Genomic DNA, 22,820 nt, shown 5'->3' with positions numbered 1-22,820 from the left:
TATCCCTCAGGTTCTCGGGCACTGCAAACACCCAGAACCTGCCGAAGAGCCCGAGAAGGTGACCCGCCCCGCCGTCAAATCTGGCCAAGGAGCTCTCTTCGGAGCATCGCGCCAGTCCGCTCGGGGTGTTCGAGATCGGCCCAGGTGAGCCGGATGCATCGCCAGCCCGTACGCCGCCGAATCCGGTCCTCTCGGCGCTTCTCCGCCACGACGACTTCGGACGCAGACTGCCCGGGCTTCAGCGGCTTCTCGTACTTCACGTTGCCGTCGAACTCGATCCACACGCCTAGCGCTGGCCAGGCGAAGTCCAGGCGGCCGAGCAGCTCGCCGTCGACGTCGCGCACCTCGTACTGCAACTCCGGCGCCGGAAGCCCGCAGCGCCAGAACAGGTGGTAGCTCCTGGTCTCCGCCACCGACTCGATCCGCGGGTCGGCCAGGCGAAGGACGATGTCAGTAGGGAGCGTGTTCGGCCAGCACTCCATGGTGCGATACCTGGCACGAAGCTGCTCCGGTGTGGTGTGACCCGCGTTCAGCAGGAAGTTGACCACGCACAATGCGCGCTCGATGTCGACGACCGTCGTCACCTCCAGCGCCAGTCGGGTAGCGCTCATGACCCTCACGCCGTTGCGGGTGACGACGTCCCCCTCCTGGATCCGGCCGCAGTGCTGATGGACACCTGCTTCGTGTCGCCCGACCTTCCCGTCGACGCGCGTCACATGGACGTCGGTGAGGTCGATTCCCCACACAGGTACGTCGTACTCGCCGAGCCCGGAGACGTGCGAGAGCACCACCTCAGTCTTCGCCTGCTTGATGACGGCCCGAGCCAGCAGGCCGTGCTGACCGACCACATCGAGTTGATCGTGAGGACCCTTGGACACGAACGCTCCACGCCGGAGCCGGACGATGACGCCGTCGCGCAGAAGTTGTCGGATGGCGTAGTCGTCGTACCCCTGGCTCAAGAGCTCCTTGCGGAGCCAGACCGGAGTGTTGCGGGGATCGTCGGCCGGGCGGGCCCGTGGCTTCGTCACGCTCGAGGCTTGCCCCGCTTGCGGTGCTCCCAGGCCGACCACTTCCGCGTCTGTGGATAACAAGGTCGGCCGATGTCTTCGGTCTGATCATCAGGTTCTCGGCCTCTGCACCACCCCAGAACCTCAGGGATACCCGGTGAACCGGGTATCCCTGGCTACTCCGGCGCCACCGTGTGACACACAGCCTCGACGTTGTTGCCGTCGGGGTCGCGGACCCAGCGACACGGCAGCGTCGCGGAAGGCCCGGACCGCGTCCGCGGGCGATGCGGCGAACGCGATGTGGACCTCGCGGTTGGGTCCGGACGACGGACCCTCACCCTCGGGCTGGATGCCGATCCAGAAGTCCGGCTTGCCGGGAGGGCCGTAGTCGAGGGTGACCTCGAAGTCGAGCACACGGCTGAAGCCGAGCACGCCGAGGACCCTTGTCGTAGAACGCCGCCGACGCAGGGAGGTCGGCGCAGCTGATGCCGAACTGGTCGACCATCGGCCCATCCTGCCCGACTAGAGTCGTGCGGGTGAGTCACGCTGCCGTCCAAAATTCCCCGTACGAGCTTGCCGCCCACGCCGCGGAGCGGCTCGCGGAGCTGACCGGCGTCGAGCGCCACGACGTCGCCCTGGTGCTCGGCTCCGGATGGCTGCCCGCGGTCGACGCCCTCGGCGAGGCGACCGCCGAGATCGACACCACCGACCTGCCGGGATTCTCCGCGTCGGCGGTCGCCGGCCACTCCGGCAAGATCCGCTCGGTCCGCGCCGGTGACAAGCAGCTCCTGGTCTTCCTGAGCCGCACCCACTACTACGAGGGCAAGGGCGTCGAGGCCGTCGTCCACGGAGTTCGTACGGCGGCCCGCGCGGGCTGCCGCGCCATCGTGCTCACCAACGGCTGCGGCGGCCTCAAGGAGTCGTGGACGCCGGGTACGCCGGTCCTCATCTCCGACCACGTCAACCTCACGGGCAAGAGCCCGATCGTGGGCGCCACGTTCGTCGACCTCACCGACCTCTACAGCTCGCGGCTGCGGGCGATGTGCCGCGAGGTCGACCCGAGCCTCGACGAGGGCGTCTACGTGCAGTTCCCCGGGCCGCACTACGAGACTCCCGCCGAGGTCCGGATGGCCGGCATGCTCGGCGGCCACCTGGTCGGCATGAGCACCACCCTCGAGGCGATCGCCGCCCGCGAGGCCGGCATGGAGGTCCTTGGGATCAGCCTGGTCACCAACCTGGCCGCCGGCATCAGCGACCAGCCGCTCAACCACGCGGAGGTCCTCGAGGCCGGCCGGGCGGCCGCCTCGCGCATGGGCGACCTGCTCGTGCGGATCGTCCCGCGGATCTGAGATGGCGGCCGCCGACGACACCCGCCACCGCCTCATCGAGGCCGCGACATCCGTCTTCGCCGAGGACGGCGTCTTCGCCGCGTCCCTCGTCGAGATCACCCGACGGGCCGGCCAGCGCAACCGCGGCGCGGTCCACTACCACTTCGGCTCGCGCGAGAGCCTGCTCGTCGCCGTGCTCCACCAGCACGTCCCGTTCCTCGCCGCCCGCGAGGGCGAGCTCCTCGCCGCCGCCCGTACGACGCCCGCCGACGACCTCGGCTCGGTGCTCGAGGCGATCGTGCGTCCGGCGGTCGAGCTCGCGGAGACCGGGCCGTCGGGTCGCCAGTACCTCGTGATCGTCGGCCAGCTCGTCGAGGAGTTCGACCGCCTCGACGAGGCCGTCGCCGCGGAGCTCGCCGCCACCGGCGGGTACGCCGTCTACGAGCTCCTCGAGCAGCGGATGCCACCCCTCGACGACGCCCTGCACAACGAGCGGCTCGCCCTGATCACCGGCTTCATCCTGCGCTCGGTCGCCGACCGCGCCCGTGCCAGCGAGCGGACCGAGCCAGGCCGTGCGCAGCTCCCGACCGAGCGGTTCGTGCGCAACCTGGTGACGATGGCGGCGGGCATGGCGACCGCCCCACCCGTTGACGAGTAATACCCCCTCTTAGTACGGTCCGACATCACCGAGTGATGGAGGTCACATGAGGGCAGTCCGCGTCGTCCGCCACGGCGAGCCGAGCTCAGCCATCGAGATCCAGGACGACGTCGAGGTCCCGGCACCAGGCCGCGGACAGGTCCTGGTATCGGTATCGGCCGCCTCGCTCAACTTCGGCGACATCGCCCGCTGCCGAGGTGGCGTCGCTGCCGTGATGGCGCAGCCGCCGTTCACCCTCGGCATGGACCTCGCCGGAGTCGTCGAGGCGGCCGGGGACGGCGCCGAGGACTGGATCGGCCGCAGGGTCGTCGGGATCGCGCCGCAGTCGCTCGGAGGTCTCGCCGAGCGCGCCCTCGCCGGCAACGTCTTCGAGGCGCCTCCCGAGCTCGACGACGCCGAGGCCGCGGCGTTCACCCTCCCCTTCCACATCGGCTACCTCGCGCTCCACGAGCGTGCCGCGCTCCAACCCGGCGAGACCGTGGTCGTCCGCGGCGGGGCCAGCGCGGTCGGTACGGCGGCGATCCAGCTCGCCGTCGCCGCCGGGGCCAGGGTGCTCGCGATCGCCGGCGGCGAGGAGAAGGCCCAGCTGTGCCGCGACCTCGGCGCCGAGGTCGCGATCGACCACACCTCCGAGGACGTCTTCGACGCGATCATGGACGCCACCGCCGAACGCGGCGCCGAGGTGATCTTCGACCCGATCGGCGGCGAGCAGACCGAGACGATGTGGACCTGCGGCGCGCTCGGTGGCCGCTACCTCGCCGTCGGCTTCAACGACGACCCGGAGTCCGGCCTCACCGGTCGCCCCCTGCGCAAGCTGTCGATGGCGAACCTGTCGGTCCTCGGCGTCCTGCTCGCCTACCTCGAGGTACCACGCGACTTCCGCCGCTTCGGCATCAATCCGTTCCCGCCCGAGACCGGCCAGCGGGTGCACGCCGCCCTCCTCGAGCTGGTCGCGGCGGGCAGCATCCGGCCGGTGATCGGGCGCCGGATCGGCCTCGACGACGTGGCGGCTGCCCTCGAGGACCACGCCGCCCGCCGTACGTCGGGCCGCACCGTCGCTGTGATCGGAGCCCGGACATGAGCGCGGCCATGAACCCCGACGACCTCCAGGCCCAGGCCACCGAGCAGACCGGCCTCGACGACTTCGGTGACCCGAGCTACCGCGAGGGGCTGGAACGGTACGGCGACGCCCTGGTCCACGAGGCGCAGCTCAACGACCTCGGCAACGTGGCACTCCCCCCGTCCCTGGTCGCTGCCCTGGTCAACAGGCTCAAGGTCGTCGACTGGGCCAAGCAGCACCCGGAGGTGACCGGGGAACGCATCGAGGCGCCGGTCGTCGTGATCGGGATGTTCCGTGCCGGTACGACGTTCCTGTCCAACCTGCTCGACGTCGACCCCTCCAACCGAGCGCTGCTCGGCTGGGAGTCGCAGGACTCCGTGCCGCCGCCATTGCCGGGCGAGCGCAAGACCGGCCCCCGGGTCGACGCCGCCCAGGGTGGCGTCGACATGCTCGAGATGCTCAACCCCGCGATCAGCGCGATCCACCACGAGGCCGCCTCGGACCCGACTGAGTGCATCGCCGTCATGGGCCAGGCGTTCCAGAGCATCTCCTGGGAGGCGATCGCCAACGTCCCGTCGTACGGCGCATGGTGGCGGGCCGGCGACAACCGCGGCGCCTACGACTACCACCGCCTCGTGCTGCAGACCCTGCAGAGCGCCGGCGTCCGCGGCCGCTGGACGCTCAAGAGCCCGCACCACGCACTGGCCCTCGACGCGCTGGTCGACACCTACCCCGACGCCCGCCTGGTGCTCATGCACCGCGACCCGGCGACGTTGACCGGCTCGGTGTGCAGCCTGATCAACGTCATGTCGAGCACGTTCTCCGACGCCGACCACCGGCCCTACATCGCCCAGCACTGGAGCGACACGCTCGAGGAGTCGATCCGCCGGATCGAGGACTTCCGGGCCCGCCGCCCCGAGCACCAGGTCCTCGATGTCCGCTACGCGGACCTCGCCCGCGACCCGGTCGGCACCGTCCGCGGCATCTACGGCTCGCTCGGGCTCGAGGCCGGCGACGGCGCGTTCGACGCGATGGACGCGCATCGCACCGCCCACCCCCGCGGCGAGTTCGGCGGACACCGCTACGACGTCACCGAGTTCGGGCTCACCGAGGCCGCCGTACGCGACCGGTTCCGCGACTACATCGAGCGCTACGACGTCGAGGCTGAGCACCTGGACCGTCCGATCGACGCATGACCCCGGTCACACCGCCGTCTCACTGGAGAAGGAAGGTTAGGCAAGCCTAAATAGTGGGCTAGACTCCTCGAGGCGCCGATGGTCGACGCCAGGTCAGGAGCTACAGCAGCATGCGTCGTCCTTCTCGCCGCCTCCTGGCGGGCAGCCTCGGACTCAGCCTCGCCACCGTCGTACTCACCGCATGCGGTCCCGTGCTCTCATCCGGCCCTTCCGCGTCGGACGAAGCCAGCACCAGCGCAGTCCCGCGCCTGTCCGAGGTCACGCCCCTGGACGACCCTCGCTCCTGGCAGGGCGTCGTGGACGTCAACCTTCCCGACCCCGAGATCGACCCGGTCACCGACGACCCGCAGCCCGACCTGCCCGTCACGGTGACTGATGCGCAGGGCACCGAGGTCAAGGTGACCGACACCAGCCGCATCCTCGCCCTGGACGTCTACGGCACGCTCTCGCACACCGTCTTCGAGCTCGGGCTGGGCGACAACATCGTCGGCCGAGACGTCTCCTCGTCCTTCCCCGAGATCGCCGACCGCCCGCTCGTCACGCACAACGGCCACGAGCTGAACGCCGAGGCGATCCTCGAGCTCGATCCGACCGTGGTCCTGACCGATACCTCGCTCGGCCCCTGGGACGTCGTCCTGCAGCTCCGCGATGCCGGCATCCCGGTCGTCGTCACCGACTCCCACCGCGGGCTGGACAATCTCAAATCGCTGACCCAGCAGATCGCCGATGCCCTGGGTCTCCCGGCCGAGGGCAAGGCGCTGGGCCAGCGGATCGCCTCTGCCGCCGAGGCGACGGAGAAAGAGATCGTCGAGGTCGCCCCGCAGGACGTCACCGGCAAGCTGCGCACCATCTTCCTCTACGTCCGCGGCCAGGCCGGCGTCTACTACATGTTCGGCGAGGGCTCGGGGGCGGACTCCCTGATCGAAGCCGCAGGCGGCTACGACGTCAGCAAGGAGATCGACTGGAAGGGGATGCGGCCGATCAGCGACGAAGGTCTGATCGCCGCTCAGCCCGACGTCGTCCTGATGATGCGCCACGGCCTCGAGTCGATCGACGGCGTCGACGGCCTCCTCGAGCGCTTCCCCGCGCTGGCCCAGACGCCAGCCGGTGAGAACGAGCGCATCATCGCCATGGACGACGACCAGGTGCTGAGCTTCGGCCCGCGGACCTCCGACGTGCTCAACGCTCTTGCTGTCGCCCTCTACGCCCCGGACGCGATGTGACCGTTTCCGCCCGGCCGACCACGCAGCCGGCCGGGCCGTCCCAGCGCCGGACTCCACAGCAGGCCAGTTCCGGTCATCGGCGCATCACGCGATCGTCCATTCTCTTCCTCGGCCTGACGATCGCGCTGTTCGTCAGCTCCCTCGCCGCTGCCGGATCCGGCCAGCTGCCTATCCCGTTCGCGGAAGTGGTCGGTAGCTTCTTCCACCACTTCGGCCTCGACATCGGCCCGATGCCGACCCACCCTCGCGGCGACGCCACGCTCTGGTCGGTGCGCTTTCCCCGGGTGGCGATGGCGATCGTCGTCGGCGCTGCCCTGGCGGTCGCAGGCGCGCTCATGCAGGGCATCTTCGGGAACCCGCTGGCAGAGCCCAGCGTCGTCGGCGTCTCCGCCGGCGCGGCAGTCGCGGCCGCGTGCGCGATCGTCTTCAGCCTCACCTTCGCGGGCGACTGGACCACGGCGGTCTGCGCGTTCGTCGGAGGTCTGGTCACGACCCTCGCGGTCTACCTGCTCTCTCGCGCTGACGGTCGCACCGAGGTCGTGACCCTGGTGCTGACCGGCATCGCGGTCAACGCGGTTGCAAGTGCCCTGCTCGCTCTGCTGATGTTCCTCGGCGACACCCAGGCCCGAGAGCAGATCGTCTTCTGGCAGCTCGGCAGCCTCAACGGCAGCCGCTGGCAGTACGTCGCGGTCGTCGCTCCCATGGCCGCGGTCGGCATCTTCGTCGCCTGCCTGAGCGCGCGCAGCCTGGACCTGCTGGCGCTCGGTGAACGCTCGGCCCGCCACCTCGGCGTCAACGTCGAGCGACTCCGCATCCTGCTCATCGTCGTCGTCGCCCTGCTCACCGCGGCCGCCGTCAGCTTCTGCGGCATCGTCGCGTTCGTGGGGCTCGTCATCCCCCACCTGATCCGGATGGTGACCGGACCCGGCCACCGCATCCTGATCCCCGCCTCCGCACTGGCGGGCGCGCTCGCTCTGGTCATCGCCGACACGGCGGCACGCACCCTGGTTGCGTACGCCGACCTGCCGCTCGGCCTGCTGACCTCGCTCGTCGGCGGCCCCTTCTTCTTCTGGCTGCTCCGCCGAACCCGACGTACTGCCGGAGGCTGGGCATGAGCGCCGCGTTGGTAGCGCGCGGAGTCGCGCTCAGCTTCGGTCCGGTCGCCGTCCTGGACGGCGTCGACCTGGACCTCCACCACGGCGAGGTCGTCGCTCTTGCCGGCCCCAACGGCGCCGGCAAGTCCACGCTGCTCGCCGTACTGGCAGGCGATCTGAGCCCCGACGCAGGCAAGGTCGAGGTGCTCGGACGACCGCTCGAGGAGTGGCGGCTGCGCGAGCTCGCCCGGCATCGGGCCGTCCTCACCCAGGAGCACCACATCTCGTTCCCCTTCCCCGCGCAGGAGGTCGTCCGGATGGGCCGCGCCCCCTGGAGAGGGCTGGCGGAGGAGGATCGCGACGACGAGATCGTCGCCGAGTCCATGGACGCCACGGACACGACCGCCCTGGCCGACCGGGCTTTCGGGCTGCTGTCGGGCGGCGAGAAGGGGCGTACGTCGTTCGCACGGATCCTCGCCCAGCGCACCGGCATCCTGATGCTCGACGAGCCGACAGCCGCGCTCGACATCGGCCACCAGGAAGCGGTCCTGCAGCGGGCCCGGCGCGAAGCCGACAACGGCTCCGCAGTCGTCGTCGTCCTGCACGACCTGAGCCTCGCTGCCGCCTGGTCCGACCGGGTGGTGCTGCTCTCCTACGGGCGGGTCGCAAGTGACGGGCCGCCGGCCGAAGTACTCACCGCCCCGCTGCTGAGCAGCGTCTACGACTACCCGATCGACGTGATCGAACACCCCGTCACCGGCGACCTGCTCGTGCTCGCCGACCGGCAGGCGGCCGCGAAGCGCAAGGAGGACGCATGAGACCGACCCACCGCAGACAACTCCGGCGGGTGCTGACCGCCGCCGTCGCGACGGCACTCGTCGGCGCCACCGTCGCCCTGGTCGCGACCCCCGCCGAGGCGGCCGCCCGCATCACGGTGCGCAACGACCGCGGCGGCAACCAGGCAGACTCGACGTACCAGACCAAGCTCACCCTCAGCGGCACGGGCTTCCAGGTCGTCCGCGGTGGCTTCGGCGGCGTCTACGTCATGTTCGGCTGGGTCAAGGACGCCAACAGCGGCTCGTGGAAGCCGTCGAAGGGTGGCCACACCGGCGACGACTACCGCTACATACCCGACGCCGAGAACGCCGATGCCAACAAGGGCTACCTCAAGTTCGTCGCGTTCCCCGGGAGCTCGACGGCCGCGGACGCCAACGCCGTGCTGTCGGCGAGCGGCGGCTTCTCGGTGGACCTGACCATCCCCGGCCCGGTCTTCACCAGCGTCGACCGTGACGGCACTGCCCACGAGGTCGACTGCCGGAAGGTCACCTGCGGGGTCATCACCATCGGAGCCCACGGCGTCATCAACGGCGCCAACGAGACCTTCACCCCGGTCCGGTTCGGCAACGTGTACGGCGACTCCGCCCCGCCGAGCTCGACGCCGGATCCGAGCCCGAACGCCGACAACGACTCGACAACAGGCGGCTCCACGACAGGCGGCGCGGCCCCCGGGCCCGGCGCGACGGACGGCAGCGCGCCACCGTCCTCCCCTGTGGTCCCCACGAAGCGGGCCGGCAAGCCCACTCTCACCGTCGACCGTGACACCGCAACTCCGGGGCACGCGCTCGCGTTCACCAGCTCGGGCCTCACTCCCGGGGAGCAGGTCCTGGCGATCCTCGACGACGGGATCGTGGCGATCGGGCCGATGGTGGCCGGTGTCTCCGGCGAGGTCGCCGGACTGATCCAGCTGCCGGTGGACCTGGCGGCGGGCACGCACGAGCTGCGCCTGACCGGCGCAGCGTCCGGCACAGCCGTGACCGAGCTCTTCCCGGTGCGGTCGGCAGAGACGTCGACTGCCACGCCGGCGTCGGACACCACGACCGACGGGGGCTGGGGCGCACCCCAGGCCTTCCTCGCGTTCGCAGCGCTCGTGTTCGCGGGCGCGCTGGTGGCCGTGATCCTCCGCCTGCTCCGGCGGCGCCGGGCGCCGCGCAAGCCGCAGACCACCGTGCCGGCGGCGGGAGTCGCACCATGAGCATCCGACACCAGGTCCGCACCGCCGGCGCCGCGCTGGCGCTCGCCCTCGCTCTGCCCTCGGCCGCCCTGCTGCTCTCGGGCGCCGTCGGGTCGAGCACCGCCGCCGCTCCGTCGGCCGACGGCGCCGCCTTCACCGTCGATGACGCCCAGCTGCGTTGGGGCATCAACAACGAGAGCAACAACGCCGCGTTCGCGCCCGGCACCTTCAACTTCTTCTCCGCGGGAGAGGTGGGCGACCCGGGCGAGGGCGGCAAGACTCTGCCGAGGACCGGGACCGGCGCCACCTGGAGCAACGGCCGACCGGCCGGCTGGAGCGCTCAATCCGGCAAGGTCCGCATCGAGAAGCGGCAGCCCGACGGCAGCTATGCACTCGCCACGTTCGCCGGCACGTCGACCGATGTCGCCGGCACCCGCCTGACCACCAGCGGCAGCACCTTCTCCGAGCACCAGATCGTCATCGACGGCGGGACGGGCACGGTGGACCCCGCCGCCGGGACCGCCACGATCCAGTGGAGCGGCACCTTCACGGTCCTCTACTACTCCGGCATGACGTTCTTCACGGTCAGCGATCCGCAGCTGCAGGTGACGGCCACGAGCGCCCAGCTCGTGGCCAACCTCGGCGGCTATTCCGCGGACATGAACGACGCCAGCAAGTGGCAGAAGGTCCCCGCCCAGCAGGTCGTGCTCGCCGACCTTCCCAGGGCCAGCCTCCAACTGCCGAGCGAGGGCGGCTTCTCCGCCGCCCCTGCCTACCTCGGTGTCAGGTACGACGCCCCTGCGGACGCCGTGTCCCAGGTGCGCACCGGCTCGTCGTGGGGCGCCTTCCCGGCGTCGTTCCTCACCCAGATGGGCACCTTGGGGTCGGCGGCGTACTGGTACTCATCCGGCGGTAGCGCGGACGCCCACAAAGTCGCCCTGCCCCTCACCCTGAGCTATTCGGCGGGGGCCCCGGTCGCCCAGCCCACCCCCACGCCGTCCAGCAAACCCACGGCGACACCGAGCGTCTCGGTCGCACCCAAGCCGCCGCGCCCGACGAAGTCGGCCACTGCGGCTCCCCCCGAACCGACCGGTTCGACCGCGCCGAACCCACCGAGCCAGCCGGCCGGACCGGCCGTGCCGGCCCAGCCCGCCGTGCCCACCGTGCCTGCCGCGGTCGCGGCCGGCGCAGTCCAGACCTTCGACCCCCGGCTCCCCGCTGTGCCGGTGGTCACCGCCCTGACGTCCCCCGTGGCGTCCGAGGCGTCCAACTCCGACCACCCATGGGAGTGGTGGGCCGGATCGCTGCTGTTGCTCGGGGCAGCCGCAGTCACCACCATCAGCAGTCTGAAAGGAAGATCATGACCAGCAGTAAAGCTGGGCGCGCCAGGCGGGGATTCGCCAGGTTCACCGCCACTTCGCTTGCGGTAGCCGGACTGGCAGCCGTCGGAGCCACGACAGCCGCCCCCGCGGAAGCCGCTGACTCGTTCGTCAGCAACGCGACGTTCACCTGGGGGCTCAACGGCTACGCCCAGAAGGGCATCTTCGGTCCCTGGACCTACAAGAACCTGACGGGCAACGCCAGTCAACTCGTCGGCTCCGTCTCTGGCGGTACGCAGAACGAGTACGTCGTCGACCCCGTCCCTACGACCTCCATGCCGGTGACCACCCCGGCCAACAAGACCCCGAACGCGGTCAAGTTCACGGCCGGCACAGGTACCGCCGACCCCGACACCGACAAGGTCGACCTCTCGTGGACCGGCTCCTACACCGTCAACGCGTACCCGGCCTTGTACGGCGCACCTGACGAGATCTACTCCGACCCCAAGCTCACTCTGAACGCCTCCGGCGCCGGCTCGCTGACCATGAACTTCGCCCTCGGCGCGGGCGTCGACATGGAGGGCAACCCGACCGAGGCGCAGAACCTCGGTCGGGTCACCTTGATGACGTTCAGCGACGGCGACGTCGCCTCCACCGGAGCTGACTCGTTCCGGGCCACTCCGGACTACCAGGGCGTGGAAGTCACCGTCCCCGGAGGCGCCGTACAGGATCGTTCCTGCACGACCGCGGGTGGCGCCACCGGTTGGTGGGGCTCGTGGCCCCAGTCGTTCATCTCGGTGATCCCTGACTCGGTGCGTCCTCACTTCTACTCCACCGGCTGCTCGGGTATGCAGGACAGCAAGCCCGCACTGCCTGTTGACGTCGACCTCGGTGCCTCCGCGACCCCGACTGTGGAGGTCTCCAAGACCGCCCTGCTGCCCAACGGCCAGCAGGCGGTCACCGTCACCGGTTCCGGCTTCAACCCCGACGCGGCGATCGGCACCCGACCGCCCTTCAGCGGCGTGCCGTCCGGCGTCTACATCGCGTTCGGCCGCTACGCCGACACCTGGCGCCCCTCCGCGGGAGCCCCGTCCGGCAACCGCAACAACCCCGCCGGAGCCAACGGCAACGGCGTCGCCGTGAAGTGGGCGGTGCCCCAGGCATCGTTCGACGCCTCAAGCCCCGCCCAGAGCCCGTCGAGCGCGTCGTACACCATCCTCGGCACCGACGGAACCTTCAACACCACCATCCAGGTCGACCAGTCCTGGCTGGCCGACAAGACAGGCAACTTCGGCATCTACACCTACGCCGGCGGCGGCCCCACCGTCGCGGCGTACGAGACCTACACGCCGATCACCTTCGCCAAGGCCACCCCGACCGTCGCGCTCACCGCGCCGACCACGACGTACGGCGAGGCCGCCACTGCGACCGCCACCGTCGCCAGCAGCGGCGGTACGAGCGGCTCGGCGACCCTCTACGAGGGCACGACCGTGCTCGGCACCAAGGACGTCGTCGGCGGTACGGCGAAGTTCGACCTCGGGACCGGTCTCGCGGCGGGTCAGCACAACCTGCGGGTCGCGTTCGCCGGCAACGACAACACCAACGCGGGCGGAGCCACGGCAACGCTGACGATCGCCAAGAAGGCGACGGCGCTCACGGTCGAGTCGCCCAACCGCAGCTACGGTCAGGCCTCGACCGCGACCGTCACGGTCAGCGGCACGGGCGTTTCCGGAGCGGTGACCCTGGAGCGCGCGGGCAAGCTCGTCGGATCCGCCGACCTGGTCGACGGCAAGGCGACGTTCACGCTCGGCAAGCTGGACGCGGGCAAGCACACGCTGACCGCGACGTACGCCGGCAACGCGAACGCCGGACCTGCGACGGGCACTGTCACCACGTCCGTCGCGAAGACGACCAGCACGACGACGGTCAAGGTGACCAAGAAGCCGACGGCGAAGAAGGCCGGCACGGCGAAGGTCACGGTCAAGGCGCGCAACGCCGGGGCTGCTGACGGTTCCGTCAAGGTCGTGGTGCGCAACGGCAACGGCAAGGTCGTCGCGCAGATCAAGGCAGCGAAGCTCAAGAAGGGCATCGTCAACGTGAAGCTGCCCAAGCTCGCCAAGGGCAAGTATCAGCTCGCGGTGACGTTCGGCGGCGACGGCAACGTCAAGGGCTCGTCGAAGACGGCGTCCCTCAAGGTGAGCTGAGCTTTCCAGCCTCACCGCCGTACGACGTGACGCCCCTCCCCCACCGGGAGGGGCGTCACGCACGTTCGGCGTCCTCTACAGTGCCGAGCGTGCCCAAGATCAGCGCCCAGACCGTGGCCGAGCACCGCGACCAGGTGCGTCGGCGGATCTTCGAGGCATTCGCGACACTGCTCGCCGAGCGTAGCTTCGACGCCGTCACGATGGCCCAGATCGCTGCCCGGGCCGACATCGGCCGTACCGCGATCTACCACCACTTCCCCGACAAGGAAGCGGTCGTGGTCGCATTCGCCTCCGACGAGACCGAGCGATACCTCAACGACCTGCGCGCCGAGCTCGACCGGGTCACCGATCCGGTCGACCGGATGGCGGTCTACATCCGGCACCAGCTGCGAGCCGGCGAGCAGTTCCACATGGGCCTCGGCATGCAGCTGGTCGGCGTGCTGTCTCGCCAGGCCGCCCAGGAGATCCGCGAGCACGTCGTGGCTGTGGAGGACGTCCTGCGCGAGCTCCTCGAGGCGGGCGCCCGCGCGAGCGTGTTCGACGTACCGGACCTGGCGGCGACGATGTCGCTCGTCCACGCCTGCCTCGCTCCCCGCGACGTTGCTCCTGACCAGGTGGAGCGGTTCATCCTCCGGGCACTCGCCATACCGAGGACAGACGCCTAGTATTCTGAGTTAGGTAAGCCTAACCTGATGCAATGTCTTGACAGATTGTCGACATCTTGTAGACAATGTGTCTGAAAGAATTCCGCGTCTTCCCGCGCCTCGAAAGGCATGCCCATGACGATCCTCGATCAGACCACCGACCTCGCACTGTCGGTGGCCATGCGTGAGGGCTCGATGGCCGAGCACCAGGCGGCGGAGGACTCGTCGTTCATGTCCGAGCTCCTCGGCGGCAAGGTCAACGAGCGCGGGTACGCCGACTACCTCCTGCGCCTGCGCGTCGTCTACGCGACGATGGAGGAGATCGTCGCCGCCCACCGTGACGACGCCGCCGTGGCTGCGGTCGCCGACACGGCACTCGAGCGCCTGGCCGCGATCGACGCCGACCTCGACCACTGGGTCGCGGACGGTGACCGCACGGTCGACTCCCCTGCCGCGGAGGCCTACCGCCAGCGGCTGCTCGCCGCCGCGGCCGAGTGGCCGACCCTGATGGTCGCGCACCACTACACCCGCTACCTCGGCGACCTCTCCGGCGGCCAGGCGATCGGCCGCATCCTCGACCGCACCTTCGAGCTCGACGGCGCCGGCATCGCGTTCTACGACTTCCCGGAGATCCCGAAGCCGAAGATCTACAAGGACGGTTACCGCGCCCGCCTCGACGCCCTCGGCCTGAGCGCCGAGGAGCAGGAGCGGGTGGTCACCGAGGTCAAGACCGCGTTCCAACTCAACCAGGCGCTCTTCGTCGAGCTCGGCCAGAACCTCGAGGCGTACGCCCGCTGACGGTTGACCTGGAGTGCACTCCAGGGGTGAGACTGAGGCGTGACCTACTCGATCGCCGAAGCCGCTGACCTCACCGGCCTGACGCCGGACACCCTGCGCTACTACGAGCGCGACGGGCTGATGCTGCGCCCGGTCGGCCGCTCGGCGACCGGTCACCGCCGCTACACCGACGCGGACCTGCGGTGGATCGACCTGCTCAACTGCCTGCGAGGCACCGGCATGCCGATCCGCGACGTACGCCGTTACGCCGAGCTCGTGCGCGCCGGCGAGGGCAACGAGACGGTCCGGCTCGACCTGCTCCGGGCGCACCGCACGCACGTGCTCGCCCAGCTCGCGGAGGTGCAGGAGCACCTGGGTGCGATCGACCGCAAGATCGGCATCTACACCTCGACGCTCGACGCGCTTGACCTGGAGCGCACTCCAAGCGCTTGAGTGGAGACATGACCATCCAGACGCGCACGCTCGGCACCACCTCGCCCCTCGACGTCTCCGAGCTCGGGCTCGGCTGCATGGGCATGTCCGAGTACTACGGCAGCCCCGACGAGGCGTCCGGCCTCGCCACCATCCACCGAGCGCTCGACCTCGGCGTGACCTTCCTCGACACCGCCGACATGTACGGCCCCTTCACCAACGAGCAGCTCGTGGGCAGGGCGATCGCTGGGCGCCGCGACGAGGTCCAGCTGGCGACCAAGTTCGGCAACGAGCGGCTCCCTGACGGCACCCGGGTCGGCATCAACGGCAGCCCGGAGTACGTCCGCTCCGCGTGCGACGCCTCGCTGCAGCGCCTCGGCGTCGACCACATCGACCTCTACTACCAGCACCGTGTCGACAAGACCGTCCCGATCGAGGAGACCGTCGGCGCGATGGCCGAGCTGGTGACTGCCGGCAAGGTGCGCCACCTCGGCCTCTCCGAGGCATCGGCCACCACGATCCGCCGCGCCCATGCCACGCACCCGATCACGGCGCTCCAGACGGAGTACTCGCTCTTCACCCGCGACCTCGAGGACGAGATCCTGCCGGCACTGCGCGAGCTCGGGATCGGCCTGGTCCCCTACTCCCCGCTCGGCCGCGGCATCCTGACCGGCGCCATCACGACGGAGTCGGCGCTGGAGGAGGGCGACTCGCGGCGCTCGGCGTACTTCCCCCGCCTCAACGGCGAGGGCCTACGCGCAAACCTGCAGCTCGTCGACCGGGTGCGTGCGATCGCGGAGGAGAAGGGCTGCACGCCGGGACAGCTCGCGCTCGCCTGGGTCCTCGCCCAGGGCGACGACGAGCTCGGCGTCGCGCCGATCCCCGGCACCAAGCGGGTCACGTACCTCGAGGAGAACGTCGGCGCCGTCGACGTCTCGCTCACGTACGACGATCTCGCCGCCCTGGACGCCGCCGTCCCGCGGGGTGCCGTCGTCGGCGACCGGTACGGCGACCTGAGCTCGATCGACTCCTGAGACCCGGCACCCGTCGAGTTCATTGCGTAACGCCGAGGATCGATGAAGGCGCGCGGCGCCGACCCCGGTGGTTCGGGGACGACTTCGCACTACGGTGACGCCGTGCTGAAGCCGAGAGCCCGAGCGATCTTGGTGGCGTACGTCGTGGTCGGGATCGTCCAGGTGGTCGCGCAGGCGACCGGGCCGAGCTGGCTGGCCGGGCTCACGCAGGTGCTGCTGATGCCCGTCCTGGCGCTGGCGCTGCTGGCCCAGACAGCCAGCCCCCGCAGCCGCCTGGTCGTGCTGACGCTCGGGGCCCTGGCGGGATCGTGGCTGGGCGACACGGCGCCGCGGTTCCTCGACGGCGACCCCGCGTTCCTCGCGATGGTGGGCTTCTTCCTGGTGGCGCAGGTCTGCTGCATCGTGGCCTTCCGCCCGTACGCCGCCGACAGCATCGTGCGGCGGAGCCGGGGCTGGCTCGCGGCGTACGGCGTCGTAGTGGTCACCCTCATCGCGGTCTGCCTGCCGGGGGCGGGAGTGCTCGCGCCGGCGGTGCTCGTCTACGGGCTGTGCCTCGGCACGATGGCCGTGCTCGCGACCGGCGTCGACCGGCTGGCCTGGGTGGGCGGCGCGTTCTTCCTGGTGTCCGACGGGCTGATCGCGGTCGACGCGTTCTCCGACCTCGACCTGCCGGCGCACGACGTCAGCGTGATGGCGACCTACGTCGTCGCCCAGGCGCTGCTCCTCCTCGGCGTCATCCGACGTGACCAGAGTCGAGACGCGCACGCAGTCCGCGAGCACAGCCCCGCATCATCCGGTCGTGGTTCCAGCGCAGCAGCGGACCGGCGACGTACGACGCCGCCCCCAGCCAGCCCGGCACCCTGACCTCCTGCGCGAAGTCGAGCCGCGTCCCACCCGGCGCCGGCACCAGGTCGAAGCGCACAGACCCGCATAGGTCCCCGGAGACACCGACCTCGAGCACCCCGGGCGACCGGTTCACGGCGTGCAGCACCAGATCGAGCGTGTACGGCAGCCGAGACCGGCAGAGCACCCGCGCGTCGTCGGGCCCGAGCGAGGCGACGGCGACGACCTGGGGCCACCAGTCGGGGTAGTGCTCGAGGTCGACCAGCACGTCGTGCACGTCGCTCGGGGCGGCCGCGACCTCCCAGCTGTCCCGGAAGACGAAGGTGGGGATCACCCTCGTATCGTGCCCTCCATGAGCGACCTCCTCGCCGCCGCCCGTGCCTGGGCCGCCGACGACCCCGACGACCAGACCCGCGCCGAGCTCGAGGCCGTGATCGCGGCGGTCGAGGCCGGCGGGGCTGCGGGGGATCTGGCCGACCGGTTCGACGGCACCCTGGAGTTCGGTACGGCGGGGCTGCGTGGCGAGCTCGGCGCCGGACCCAACCGGATGAACCGGGTCGTCGTCACCCGCGCCGCCGCGGGCCTCGCTGCCTACCTGCTCGACACCGGCCACAAGGGCGGGTCGGTCGTGATCGGGTACGACGCGCGCCACAACTCCGACGTCTTCGCGCGCGACACCGCCGAGGTGATGACGGGCGCCGGGTTCACGGCGTACGTCCTGCCGCGACCGCTGCCCACGCCGATCCTGGCGTTCGCGATCCGCGAGCTCGGCTGCGCCGCCGGCATCATGGTGACCGCCAGCCACAACCCGCCGCGCGACAACGGCTACAAGGTCTACCTCGGCGACGGCAGCCAGATCGTGCCGCCTGCGGACGCCGAGATCGCGGCCCGCATCGCCGCCGTCGGAGCGGTCGCCGACGTCCCTCGCGGTCGTCCGGGCAAGGTGCTCCAGGAAGAGATCGTCGACAGCTACCTCGACACCGTCGCCGGCCTGGTCGACGACGGCCCGCGCGACCTGGAGATCGTCTACACCCCGCTGCACGGTGTCGGCGGCGTGCCCGTCGAGCGCGTGCTGGAGGCGGCGGGCTTCGACGCGCCGTCGGTCGTGGAGCAGCAGGAGCAGCCCGACCCGGACTTCCCGACCGTCGCCTTCCCCAACCCCGAGGAGCCGGGCGCGATGGACCTGGCGATGGCGCTCGCCGAGCGCAACGGCGCCGACATCGTGGTCGCCAACGACCCGGACGCCGACCGCTGCGCAGCCGCCGTACCCGGCCCGCACGGTTGGCGGATGCTCCGGGGCGACGAGGTCGGCGCCCTGCTGGCCCACGCCGTGCTCGCGAAGGGCAAGCAGGGCACCTACGCGTGCAGCATCGTCTCCTCGAGCCTGCTCGCGAAGCTGGCAGCGGCAGCCGGTCAGCCGTACGCCGAGACGCTCACCGGCTTCAAGTGGATCAGCCGAGTGGAGGGCCTGGCCTTCGGCTATGAGGAGGCGCTCGGCTACTGCGTCGACCCCGACAACGTGCGCGACAAGGACGGCGTCTCGGCGCTGCTGCTGCTCTGTGAGCTCGCTGCCGACGCCAAGGCCGCGGGTCGTGGGCTGTTCGACCTCCTCGACGACATCGCCCTCGCCCACGGCCTGCACGCCACCGACCAGCTCTCCGTGCGGGTCACCGACCTCGACGAGATCGCGGCCGCGATGGCGCGCCTGCGGGCCACTCCCCCGACCGAGCTCGGCGGCCTGGCCGTCGAGGCCATCGACGACCTCAACCTGGGCAGCGCCGACCTGCCGCCGACCGACGGGCTGCGCTACCACCTCGCCGACGGCGCCCGGGTCATCGTGCGCCCGAGCGGCACCGAGCCCAAGCTCAAGTGCTACCTCGAGGTCGTCATCCCGGTCGACCCGGACGACGGCGTAGACGCCGCGCGCATCGCGGCCGTCGGCCGTCTCGACGCGCTCCGCAACGGGATCAAGGCAGCGGCAGCCATCTGAGCCGGCAGAGCTGACTAGAGGATCACCCAGACCGCGAACGCCAGCACGAGCAACGCGGTGGCGACGAGCTCCGGCCACGCCCAGGTGTGTCGTACGCCGGCGGCAAGGGCCTGCTGCTCCGGCGAGCCCTTGCGGATGCCGAGGCGGTCGCGCGCGTCTTGGGCGACGTACGCGATCCGAGCCTCGACGAACGCCTGGTGCTCCTGGGTCGGTGCGGGGGCGGAGCCGCTCGGCGACCGCGCGTCACGGGCCTTCGACTTCACCGTCTGCCGGACCGTGTAGCCGATCACCGGCGAGACGAAGCGCCTGTCGCCGACCTTGACGGCGAGCACCTGAGTGACGATCACCGTGTCGATCGCGGCGAGCGGGACCCAGTGGGTGCCGAGCATCCCACGCATCACGAGATCATTGCCCGTCGTCCACAGCGCCGGGCGCAGCATCGCCGCCCAGACCATGAGCGCGCCGAGCAGTGCCACGATGGCGACCCCGAGCGGCGTACCGGTGTCCCAGCCGAGCAGCGCCAGGATCAGCACCACGCCGGCGGTGATCAGCCCTGCGACCCCGCTGATGCGGCCGCTGGTCGGGGCGAACCGTTCGACGACGGTGTCAGAGTCGGGGTCGGTCACGGGACTCTCTCCGGGCTGATCGCTGGGTTGTGGTGCCGGGCGCGGCCAACCCTATGCTGGGTCGGTGACCGCCACTTCCACCATCCTCGGCCCCGGGCTCGACGATGTGACCAAGTCAGAGGCGTCGCTGAGGCGGTTCCTCCACGGCCTGCCGGGTGTCGACCAGGTCGGTGCGGACGCCCGCGCCGCCGGTCTCGGCACCCGTTCGATCAAGACCACGGCCAAGGAGTACGCACTCGACCTCGCGATCCGGATGGTTGACCTGACGACGCTCGAGGGTGCGGACACCCCCGGCAAGGTGCGTGCGCTCGCGTCGAAGGCGATGCGACCCGACCCCGCTGACCCCGACTGCCCATCCGTCGCGGCCGTCTGCGTCTACCCCGACATGGTCGCGACGGTGAAGGAGACGCTGGGCAGCTCCGGCGTCCACATCGCCGCCGTCGCCACCGCGTTCCCCAGCGGCCGCGCCGCGCTCGACATCAAGCTCGCCGACACGGCCGACGCGGTCGAGGCCGGCGCTGACGAGATCGACATGGTGATCGACCGGGGTGCGTTCCTGTCCGGTCGCTACCAGCAGGTGTACGACGAGATCGTCGCCGTGAAGGCGGCCTGTGCCCGCCCTGATCGGGAGAGTGCGCACCTCAAGGTCATCTTCGAGACCGGCGAGCTGCAGACCTACGACAACGTCCGCCGTGCGAGCTGGCTGGCAATGATGGCCGGCGCCGACTTCATCAAGACCTCGACCGGCAAGGTGCAGCCGGCGGCGACGCTGCCGGTCACGATGATCATGCTCGAGGCGGTCCGTGACTTCCGCGAGCTCACCGGCCGGATGATCGGCGTGAAGCCGGCTGGTGGGATCCGCACCAGCAAGGACGCGATCAAGTACCTCGTGATGGTCAACGAGGTCGCCGGGCCGGACTGGCTCGACCCGGACTGGTTCCGGTTCGGTGCCTCCACGCTGCTCAACGACCTGCTGATGCAGCGCACCAAGATGAAGACCGGCCGTTACTCCGGCCCCGACTACTTCACGTTGGACTGATTCTCATGGCCAAGAAGACGACACCCTTCGAGTACGCCCCCGCGCCCGAGTCGCGCAGCATCGTCGATATCAAGCCGTCGTACGGTCTGTTCATCAACGGTGACTTCGTCGAGGGTCGCGGCACGTCATTCAAGACGATCAGCCCCTCCACGGAGGAGGTCCTCGCCGAGATCGCGGAGGCCGACGAGGCCGACGTCGACGTGGCGGTGAGGGCAGCACGCCGGGCCAACGACCGGGTCTGGTCGAAGATGCCCGGCCGCGAGCGCGCCAAGTACCTCTACCGGATCGCCCGGATCATCCAGGAGCGCAGCCGCGAGCTCGCCGTCCTGGAGTCGATCGACAACGGCAAGCCGATCAAGGAGTCGCGCGACGTCGACATCCCGATCGTCGCTGCGCACTTCTTCTACTACGCGGGCTGGGCCGACAAGCTCGAGTACGCCGGACGTGGCAACGACCCGCAGCCGCTCGGCGTCGCCGGCCAGATCATCCCGTGGAACTTCCCGCTGCTGATGCTCGCCTGGAAGATCGCCCCGGCGCTGGCGTGTGGCAACACCGTGGTCCTCAAGCCGGCCGAGACCACTCCGCTGACCGCGCTGCTCTTCGCGGAGATCTGCCAGCAGGCCGACCTCCCGCCGGGGGTCGTCAACATCATCACCGGCGCCGGGGGCACCGGCCAGGCGCTGGTCGCCCACCCGGGCATCGACAAGGTCGCCTTCACCGGTTCGACCGAGGTCGGCAAGGCCATCGCCCGCACCGTGGCAGGCACGAGCAAGAAGGTCACCCTGGAGCTCGGCGGCAAGGCCGCCAACATCGTCTTCGACGACGCCCCGCTCGACCAGGCCGTCGAGGGCATCGTGACCGGGATCTTCTTCAACCAGGGCCACGTCTGCTGCGCCGGGTCGCGACTCCTGGTCCAGGAGTCGGTCGCCGACGAGCTGCTCACGAAGCTCAAGCGCCGGATGTCGACGCTGCGCATCGGCGACCCGCTCGACAAGAACACCGACATCGGCGCCATCAACTCCGCCGAGCAGCTCGCCCGGATCCGCGAGCTGTCCGACATCGGTGAGGCCGAAGGTGCGGGGCGCTGGTCGCCCGCGTGCGACCTCCCGGCTACCGGGTTCTGGTTCCCGCCGACGCTCTTCACCGACGTCACCCAGGCCCACCGGATCGCCCGTGAGGAAATCTTCGGGCCGGTGCTGTCCGTGCTGACCTTCCGCACGCCGGCCGAGGCGGTCGAGAAGGCCAACAACACGCCGTACGGCCTCTCCGCCGGTGTCTGGACGGAGAAGGGCTCGCTGATCCTGCACATGGCCAACCAGCTGCGCGCCGGCGTCGTCTGGGCCAACACGTTCAACAAGTTCGACCCCACCAGCCCGTTCGGCGGGTTCAAGGAGTCGGGCTACGGCCGCGAGGGCGGCCGCCACGGTCTGGAGGCGTATCTCAAGTGAGCGACCGCATCGACGTCCGCAAGACGTACAAGCTCTACATCGGTGGCGCGTTCCCGCGCTCGGAGTCGGCGTACTCCTACGAGGTCAAGGACAGCAAGGGGAAGTTCGTGGCCAACGCCGCCCTCGCCTCGCGCAAGGACGCCCGCGACGCCGTCATCGCCGCACGCAAGGCGTTCGGCTCGTGGTCGGGTCGTACGGCGTACAACCGCGCGCAGATCCTCTACCGGATCGCCGAGGTCATGGAGGACCGGCGCCCGCAGTTCGTGCAGTCCGTCGTCCAGTCCGAGGGGCTCTCCCCGAGCAAGGCCGACAAGGTCGTCGACACCGCCATCGACCGGCTCGTCTGGTACGCCGGCTGGGCGGACAAGATCACCCAGGTCATCGGCAACGCCAACCCGGTAGCCGGGCCGTTCTTCAACCTCTCCACGCCCGAGCCCACCGGTGTGGTCGCGGTCCTCGCGCCGCAGGAGTCCTCGCTGCTCGGTCTCATCAGCGTCGTGGCGCCGGTGATCGTCACCGGCAACACCGTGGTGGTCGTGTCGTCCCACGACCGCCCGCTGCCGGCCGTCAACCTCGCTGAGGTCCTCGCGACGTCCGACGTGCCCGGCGGCGTCGTCAACATCCTCACCGGCTCGGCCGCCACCATCGGCCCCTGGCTCGCCGCCCACATGGACGTCAACGCCATCGACCTCACCGGCATCGCGGGCGACACCACCCTCGCGACCGACCTCGAGGTCGCGGCCGCCGACAACCTCAAGCGAGTACGCCGCGCCCCGGCGGCCGAGCCCGACTGGACGCTCGACCCCGGTCTTGAGCCGATGACGGCGTACCTCGAGATCAAGACCGTCTGGCACCCGATCGGGGTCTAGCGCGACTCGCCGTCCACC

General features: G+C 70.4%; 22 protein-coding genes and 1 pseudogene. 19 read left to right on the top strand and 4 right to left on the bottom strand.

The genetic code is table 11. The features are described 5' to 3' along the window. Window positions 1-74: 74 nt before the first annotated feature. Both ABEA33_RS09260 and ABEA33_RS09255 read right to left on the bottom strand, forming a co-directional pair. Entirely contained in the window at window positions 75-1,028 is a 954-nt protein-coding gene (locus tag ABEA33_RS09260; protein ID WP_345526473.1) for a type IV toxin-antitoxin system AbiEi family antitoxin domain-containing protein, read from the bottom strand. A 123-nt stretch (window positions 1,029-1,151) separates the two neighbouring features. After that, window positions 1,152-1,439, bottom strand: a complete 288-nt coding sequence (locus ABEA33_RS09255; RefSeq protein WP_345526472.1) for a VOC family protein — start codon at window positions 1,437-1,439, stop codon at window positions 1,152-1,154. A 104-nt stretch (window positions 1,440-1,543) separates the two neighbouring features. On the opposite strand from ABEA33_RS09255, the gene ABEA33_RS09250 reads away from it, so the two are divergent. The 15 genes and pseudogenes from ABEA33_RS09250 to ABEA33_RS09180 form a co-directional block, all read left to right on the top strand. Continuing rightward, window positions 1,544-2,356 (top strand): purine-nucleoside phosphorylase, encoded by an 813-nt coding sequence (locus ABEA33_RS09250; protein ID WP_345526471.1) that lies wholly within the window; start codon window positions 1,544-1,546, stop codon window positions 2,354-2,356. A gap of 1 nt (window position 2,357) precedes the next feature. Next, the gene (locus ABEA33_RS09245; protein WP_345526470.1) at window positions 2,358-2,993 is read left to right on the top strand and encodes a TetR family transcriptional regulator; all 636 of its coding nucleotides are present in this window, start codon (window positions 2,358-2,360) and stop codon (window positions 2,991-2,993) included. 46 nt (window positions 2,994-3,039) lie between these two features. Continuing rightward, complete coding sequence (locus ABEA33_RS09240) at window positions 3,040-4,074, top strand: zinc-binding dehydrogenase (RefSeq protein WP_345526469.1); 1,035 nt, start codon at window positions 3,040-3,042, stop codon at window positions 4,072-4,074. Then, on the top strand, window positions 4,071-5,249 hold the full coding sequence (locus tag ABEA33_RS09235) for a sulfotransferase family protein (protein ID WP_345526468.1): 1,179 nt from the start codon (window positions 4,071-4,073) through the stop codon (window positions 5,247-5,249). Before ABEA33_RS09240 ends, ABEA33_RS09235 begins: the two co-directional genes overlap by 4 nt. Before the next feature lie 110 nt (window positions 5,250-5,359). Then, a complete protein-coding gene (locus ABEA33_RS09230) occupies window positions 5,360-6,472 on the top strand; it encodes a heme/hemin ABC transporter substrate-binding protein (RefSeq protein ID WP_345526467.1) in 1,113 nt (370 codons plus the stop codon). Continuing rightward, the gene (locus ABEA33_RS09225; RefSeq protein WP_345526466.1) at window positions 6,469-7,587 is read left to right on the top strand and encodes a FecCD family ABC transporter permease; all 1,119 of its coding nucleotides are present in this window, start codon (window positions 6,469-6,471) and stop codon (window positions 7,585-7,587) included. Before ABEA33_RS09230 ends, ABEA33_RS09225 begins: the two co-directional genes overlap by 4 nt. After that, window positions 7,584-8,384, top strand: coding sequence for a heme ABC transporter ATP-binding protein (locus ABEA33_RS09220; RefSeq protein ID WP_345526465.1), 801 nt, complete (start codon window positions 7,584-7,586; stop codon window positions 8,382-8,384). The genes ABEA33_RS09225 and ABEA33_RS09220 overlap by 4 nt, the downstream gene beginning before the upstream one ends. Further along, a complete protein-coding gene (locus ABEA33_RS09215; protein WP_345526464.1) occupies window positions 8,381-9,598 on the top strand; it encodes a hypothetical protein in 1,218 nt (405 codons plus the stop codon). Before ABEA33_RS09220 ends, ABEA33_RS09215 begins: the two co-directional genes overlap by 4 nt. Further along, window positions 9,595-10,941 (top strand): HtaA domain-containing protein, encoded by a 1,347-nt coding sequence (locus ABEA33_RS09210; protein ID WP_345526463.1) that lies wholly within the window; start codon window positions 9,595-9,597, stop codon window positions 10,939-10,941. Before ABEA33_RS09215 ends, ABEA33_RS09210 begins: the two co-directional genes overlap by 4 nt. Then, window positions 10,938-13,100: an Ig-like domain-containing protein gene (locus ABEA33_RS09205; RefSeq protein WP_345526462.1), complete on the top strand. Its 2,163-nt coding sequence runs from the start codon at window positions 10,938-10,940 to the stop codon at window positions 13,098-13,100. Before ABEA33_RS09210 ends, ABEA33_RS09205 begins: the two co-directional genes overlap by 4 nt. An 89-nt stretch (window positions 13,101-13,189) precedes the next feature. Next, entirely contained in the window at window positions 13,190-13,765 is a 576-nt protein-coding gene (locus ABEA33_RS09200) for a TetR/AcrR family transcriptional regulator (protein ID WP_345526461.1), read from the top strand. Between the two features lie 114 nt (window positions 13,766-13,879). Then, window positions 13,880-14,542, top strand: coding sequence for a biliverdin-producing heme oxygenase (locus tag ABEA33_RS09195; RefSeq protein ID WP_345526460.1), 663 nt, complete (start codon window positions 13,880-13,882; stop codon window positions 14,540-14,542). Between the two features lie 39 nt (window positions 14,543-14,581). Further along, window positions 14,582-14,974: a MerR family transcriptional regulator gene (locus tag ABEA33_RS09190; protein WP_345526459.1), complete on the top strand. Its 393-nt coding sequence runs from the start codon at window positions 14,582-14,584 to the stop codon at window positions 14,972-14,974. Between the two features lie 8 nt (window positions 14,975-14,982). After that, the gene (locus tag ABEA33_RS09185) at window positions 14,983-15,987 is read left to right on the top strand and encodes an aldo/keto reductase (protein ID WP_345526458.1); all 1,005 of its coding nucleotides are present in this window, start codon (window positions 14,983-14,985) and stop codon (window positions 15,985-15,987) included. 42 nt (window positions 15,988-16,029) lie between these two features. Further along, window positions 16,030-16,662, top strand: a pseudogene (locus ABEA33_RS09180) (lysoplasmalogenase family protein); the annotation flags it as partial. A gap of 58 nt (window positions 16,663-16,720) precedes the next feature. Here ABEA33_RS09180 and ABEA33_RS09175 read toward each other — a convergent pair. Continuing rightward, on the bottom strand, window positions 16,721-17,164 hold the full coding sequence (locus ABEA33_RS09175; RefSeq protein WP_345526457.1) for an SRPBCC family protein: 444 nt from the start codon (window positions 17,162-17,164) through the stop codon (window positions 16,721-16,723). Between the two features lie 18 nt (window positions 17,165-17,182). Between ABEA33_RS09175 and ABEA33_RS09170 the strand changes: the two genes are divergently transcribed. Beyond that, entirely contained in the window at window positions 17,183-18,820 is a 1,638-nt protein-coding gene (locus tag ABEA33_RS09170; RefSeq protein WP_345526456.1) for a phospho-sugar mutase, read from the top strand. 14 nt (window positions 18,821-18,834) lie between these two features. On the opposite strand, the gene ABEA33_RS09165 is transcribed toward ABEA33_RS09170, so the two are convergent. Next, a complete protein-coding gene (locus tag ABEA33_RS09165; RefSeq protein WP_345526455.1) occupies window positions 18,835-19,446 on the bottom strand; it encodes a hypothetical protein in 612 nt (203 codons plus the stop codon). A 64-nt stretch (window positions 19,447-19,510) separates the two neighbouring features. On the opposite strand from ABEA33_RS09165, the gene deoC reads away from it, so the two are divergent. From deoC to ABEA33_RS09150, 3 genes are read left to right on the top strand one after another with little or no spacing between them, the layout of a single operon-like run. Next, the gene (deoC, locus tag ABEA33_RS09160; RefSeq protein ID WP_345526454.1) at window positions 19,511-20,485 is read left to right on the top strand and encodes a deoxyribose-phosphate aldolase; all 975 of its coding nucleotides are present in this window, start codon (window positions 19,511-19,513) and stop codon (window positions 20,483-20,485) included. Window positions 20,486-20,490: 5 nt separating this feature from the next. Next, the gene (locus ABEA33_RS09155; RefSeq protein ID WP_345526453.1) at window positions 20,491-21,933 is read left to right on the top strand and encodes an aldehyde dehydrogenase family protein; all 1,443 of its coding nucleotides are present in this window, start codon (window positions 20,491-20,493) and stop codon (window positions 21,931-21,933) included. Then, window positions 21,930-22,802 (top strand): aldehyde dehydrogenase family protein, encoded by an 873-nt coding sequence (locus ABEA33_RS09150; protein ID WP_345526452.1) that lies wholly within the window; start codon window positions 21,930-21,932, stop codon window positions 22,800-22,802. The genes ABEA33_RS09155 and ABEA33_RS09150 overlap by 4 nt, the downstream gene beginning before the upstream one ends. Window positions 22,803-22,820: the final 18 nt, after the last annotated feature.

The sequence above is a fragment of the Nocardioides endophyticus genome (genome assembly GCF_039543845.1).
In the GTDB taxonomy this organism is placed as follows: domain Bacteria; phylum Actinomycetota; class Actinomycetes; order Propionibacteriales; family Nocardioidaceae; genus Nocardioides; species Nocardioides endophyticus.
The sequence above is the reverse complement of the archived record's forward strand: the minus strand, read 5'-3'. Positions and strand labels throughout refer to the sequence as shown.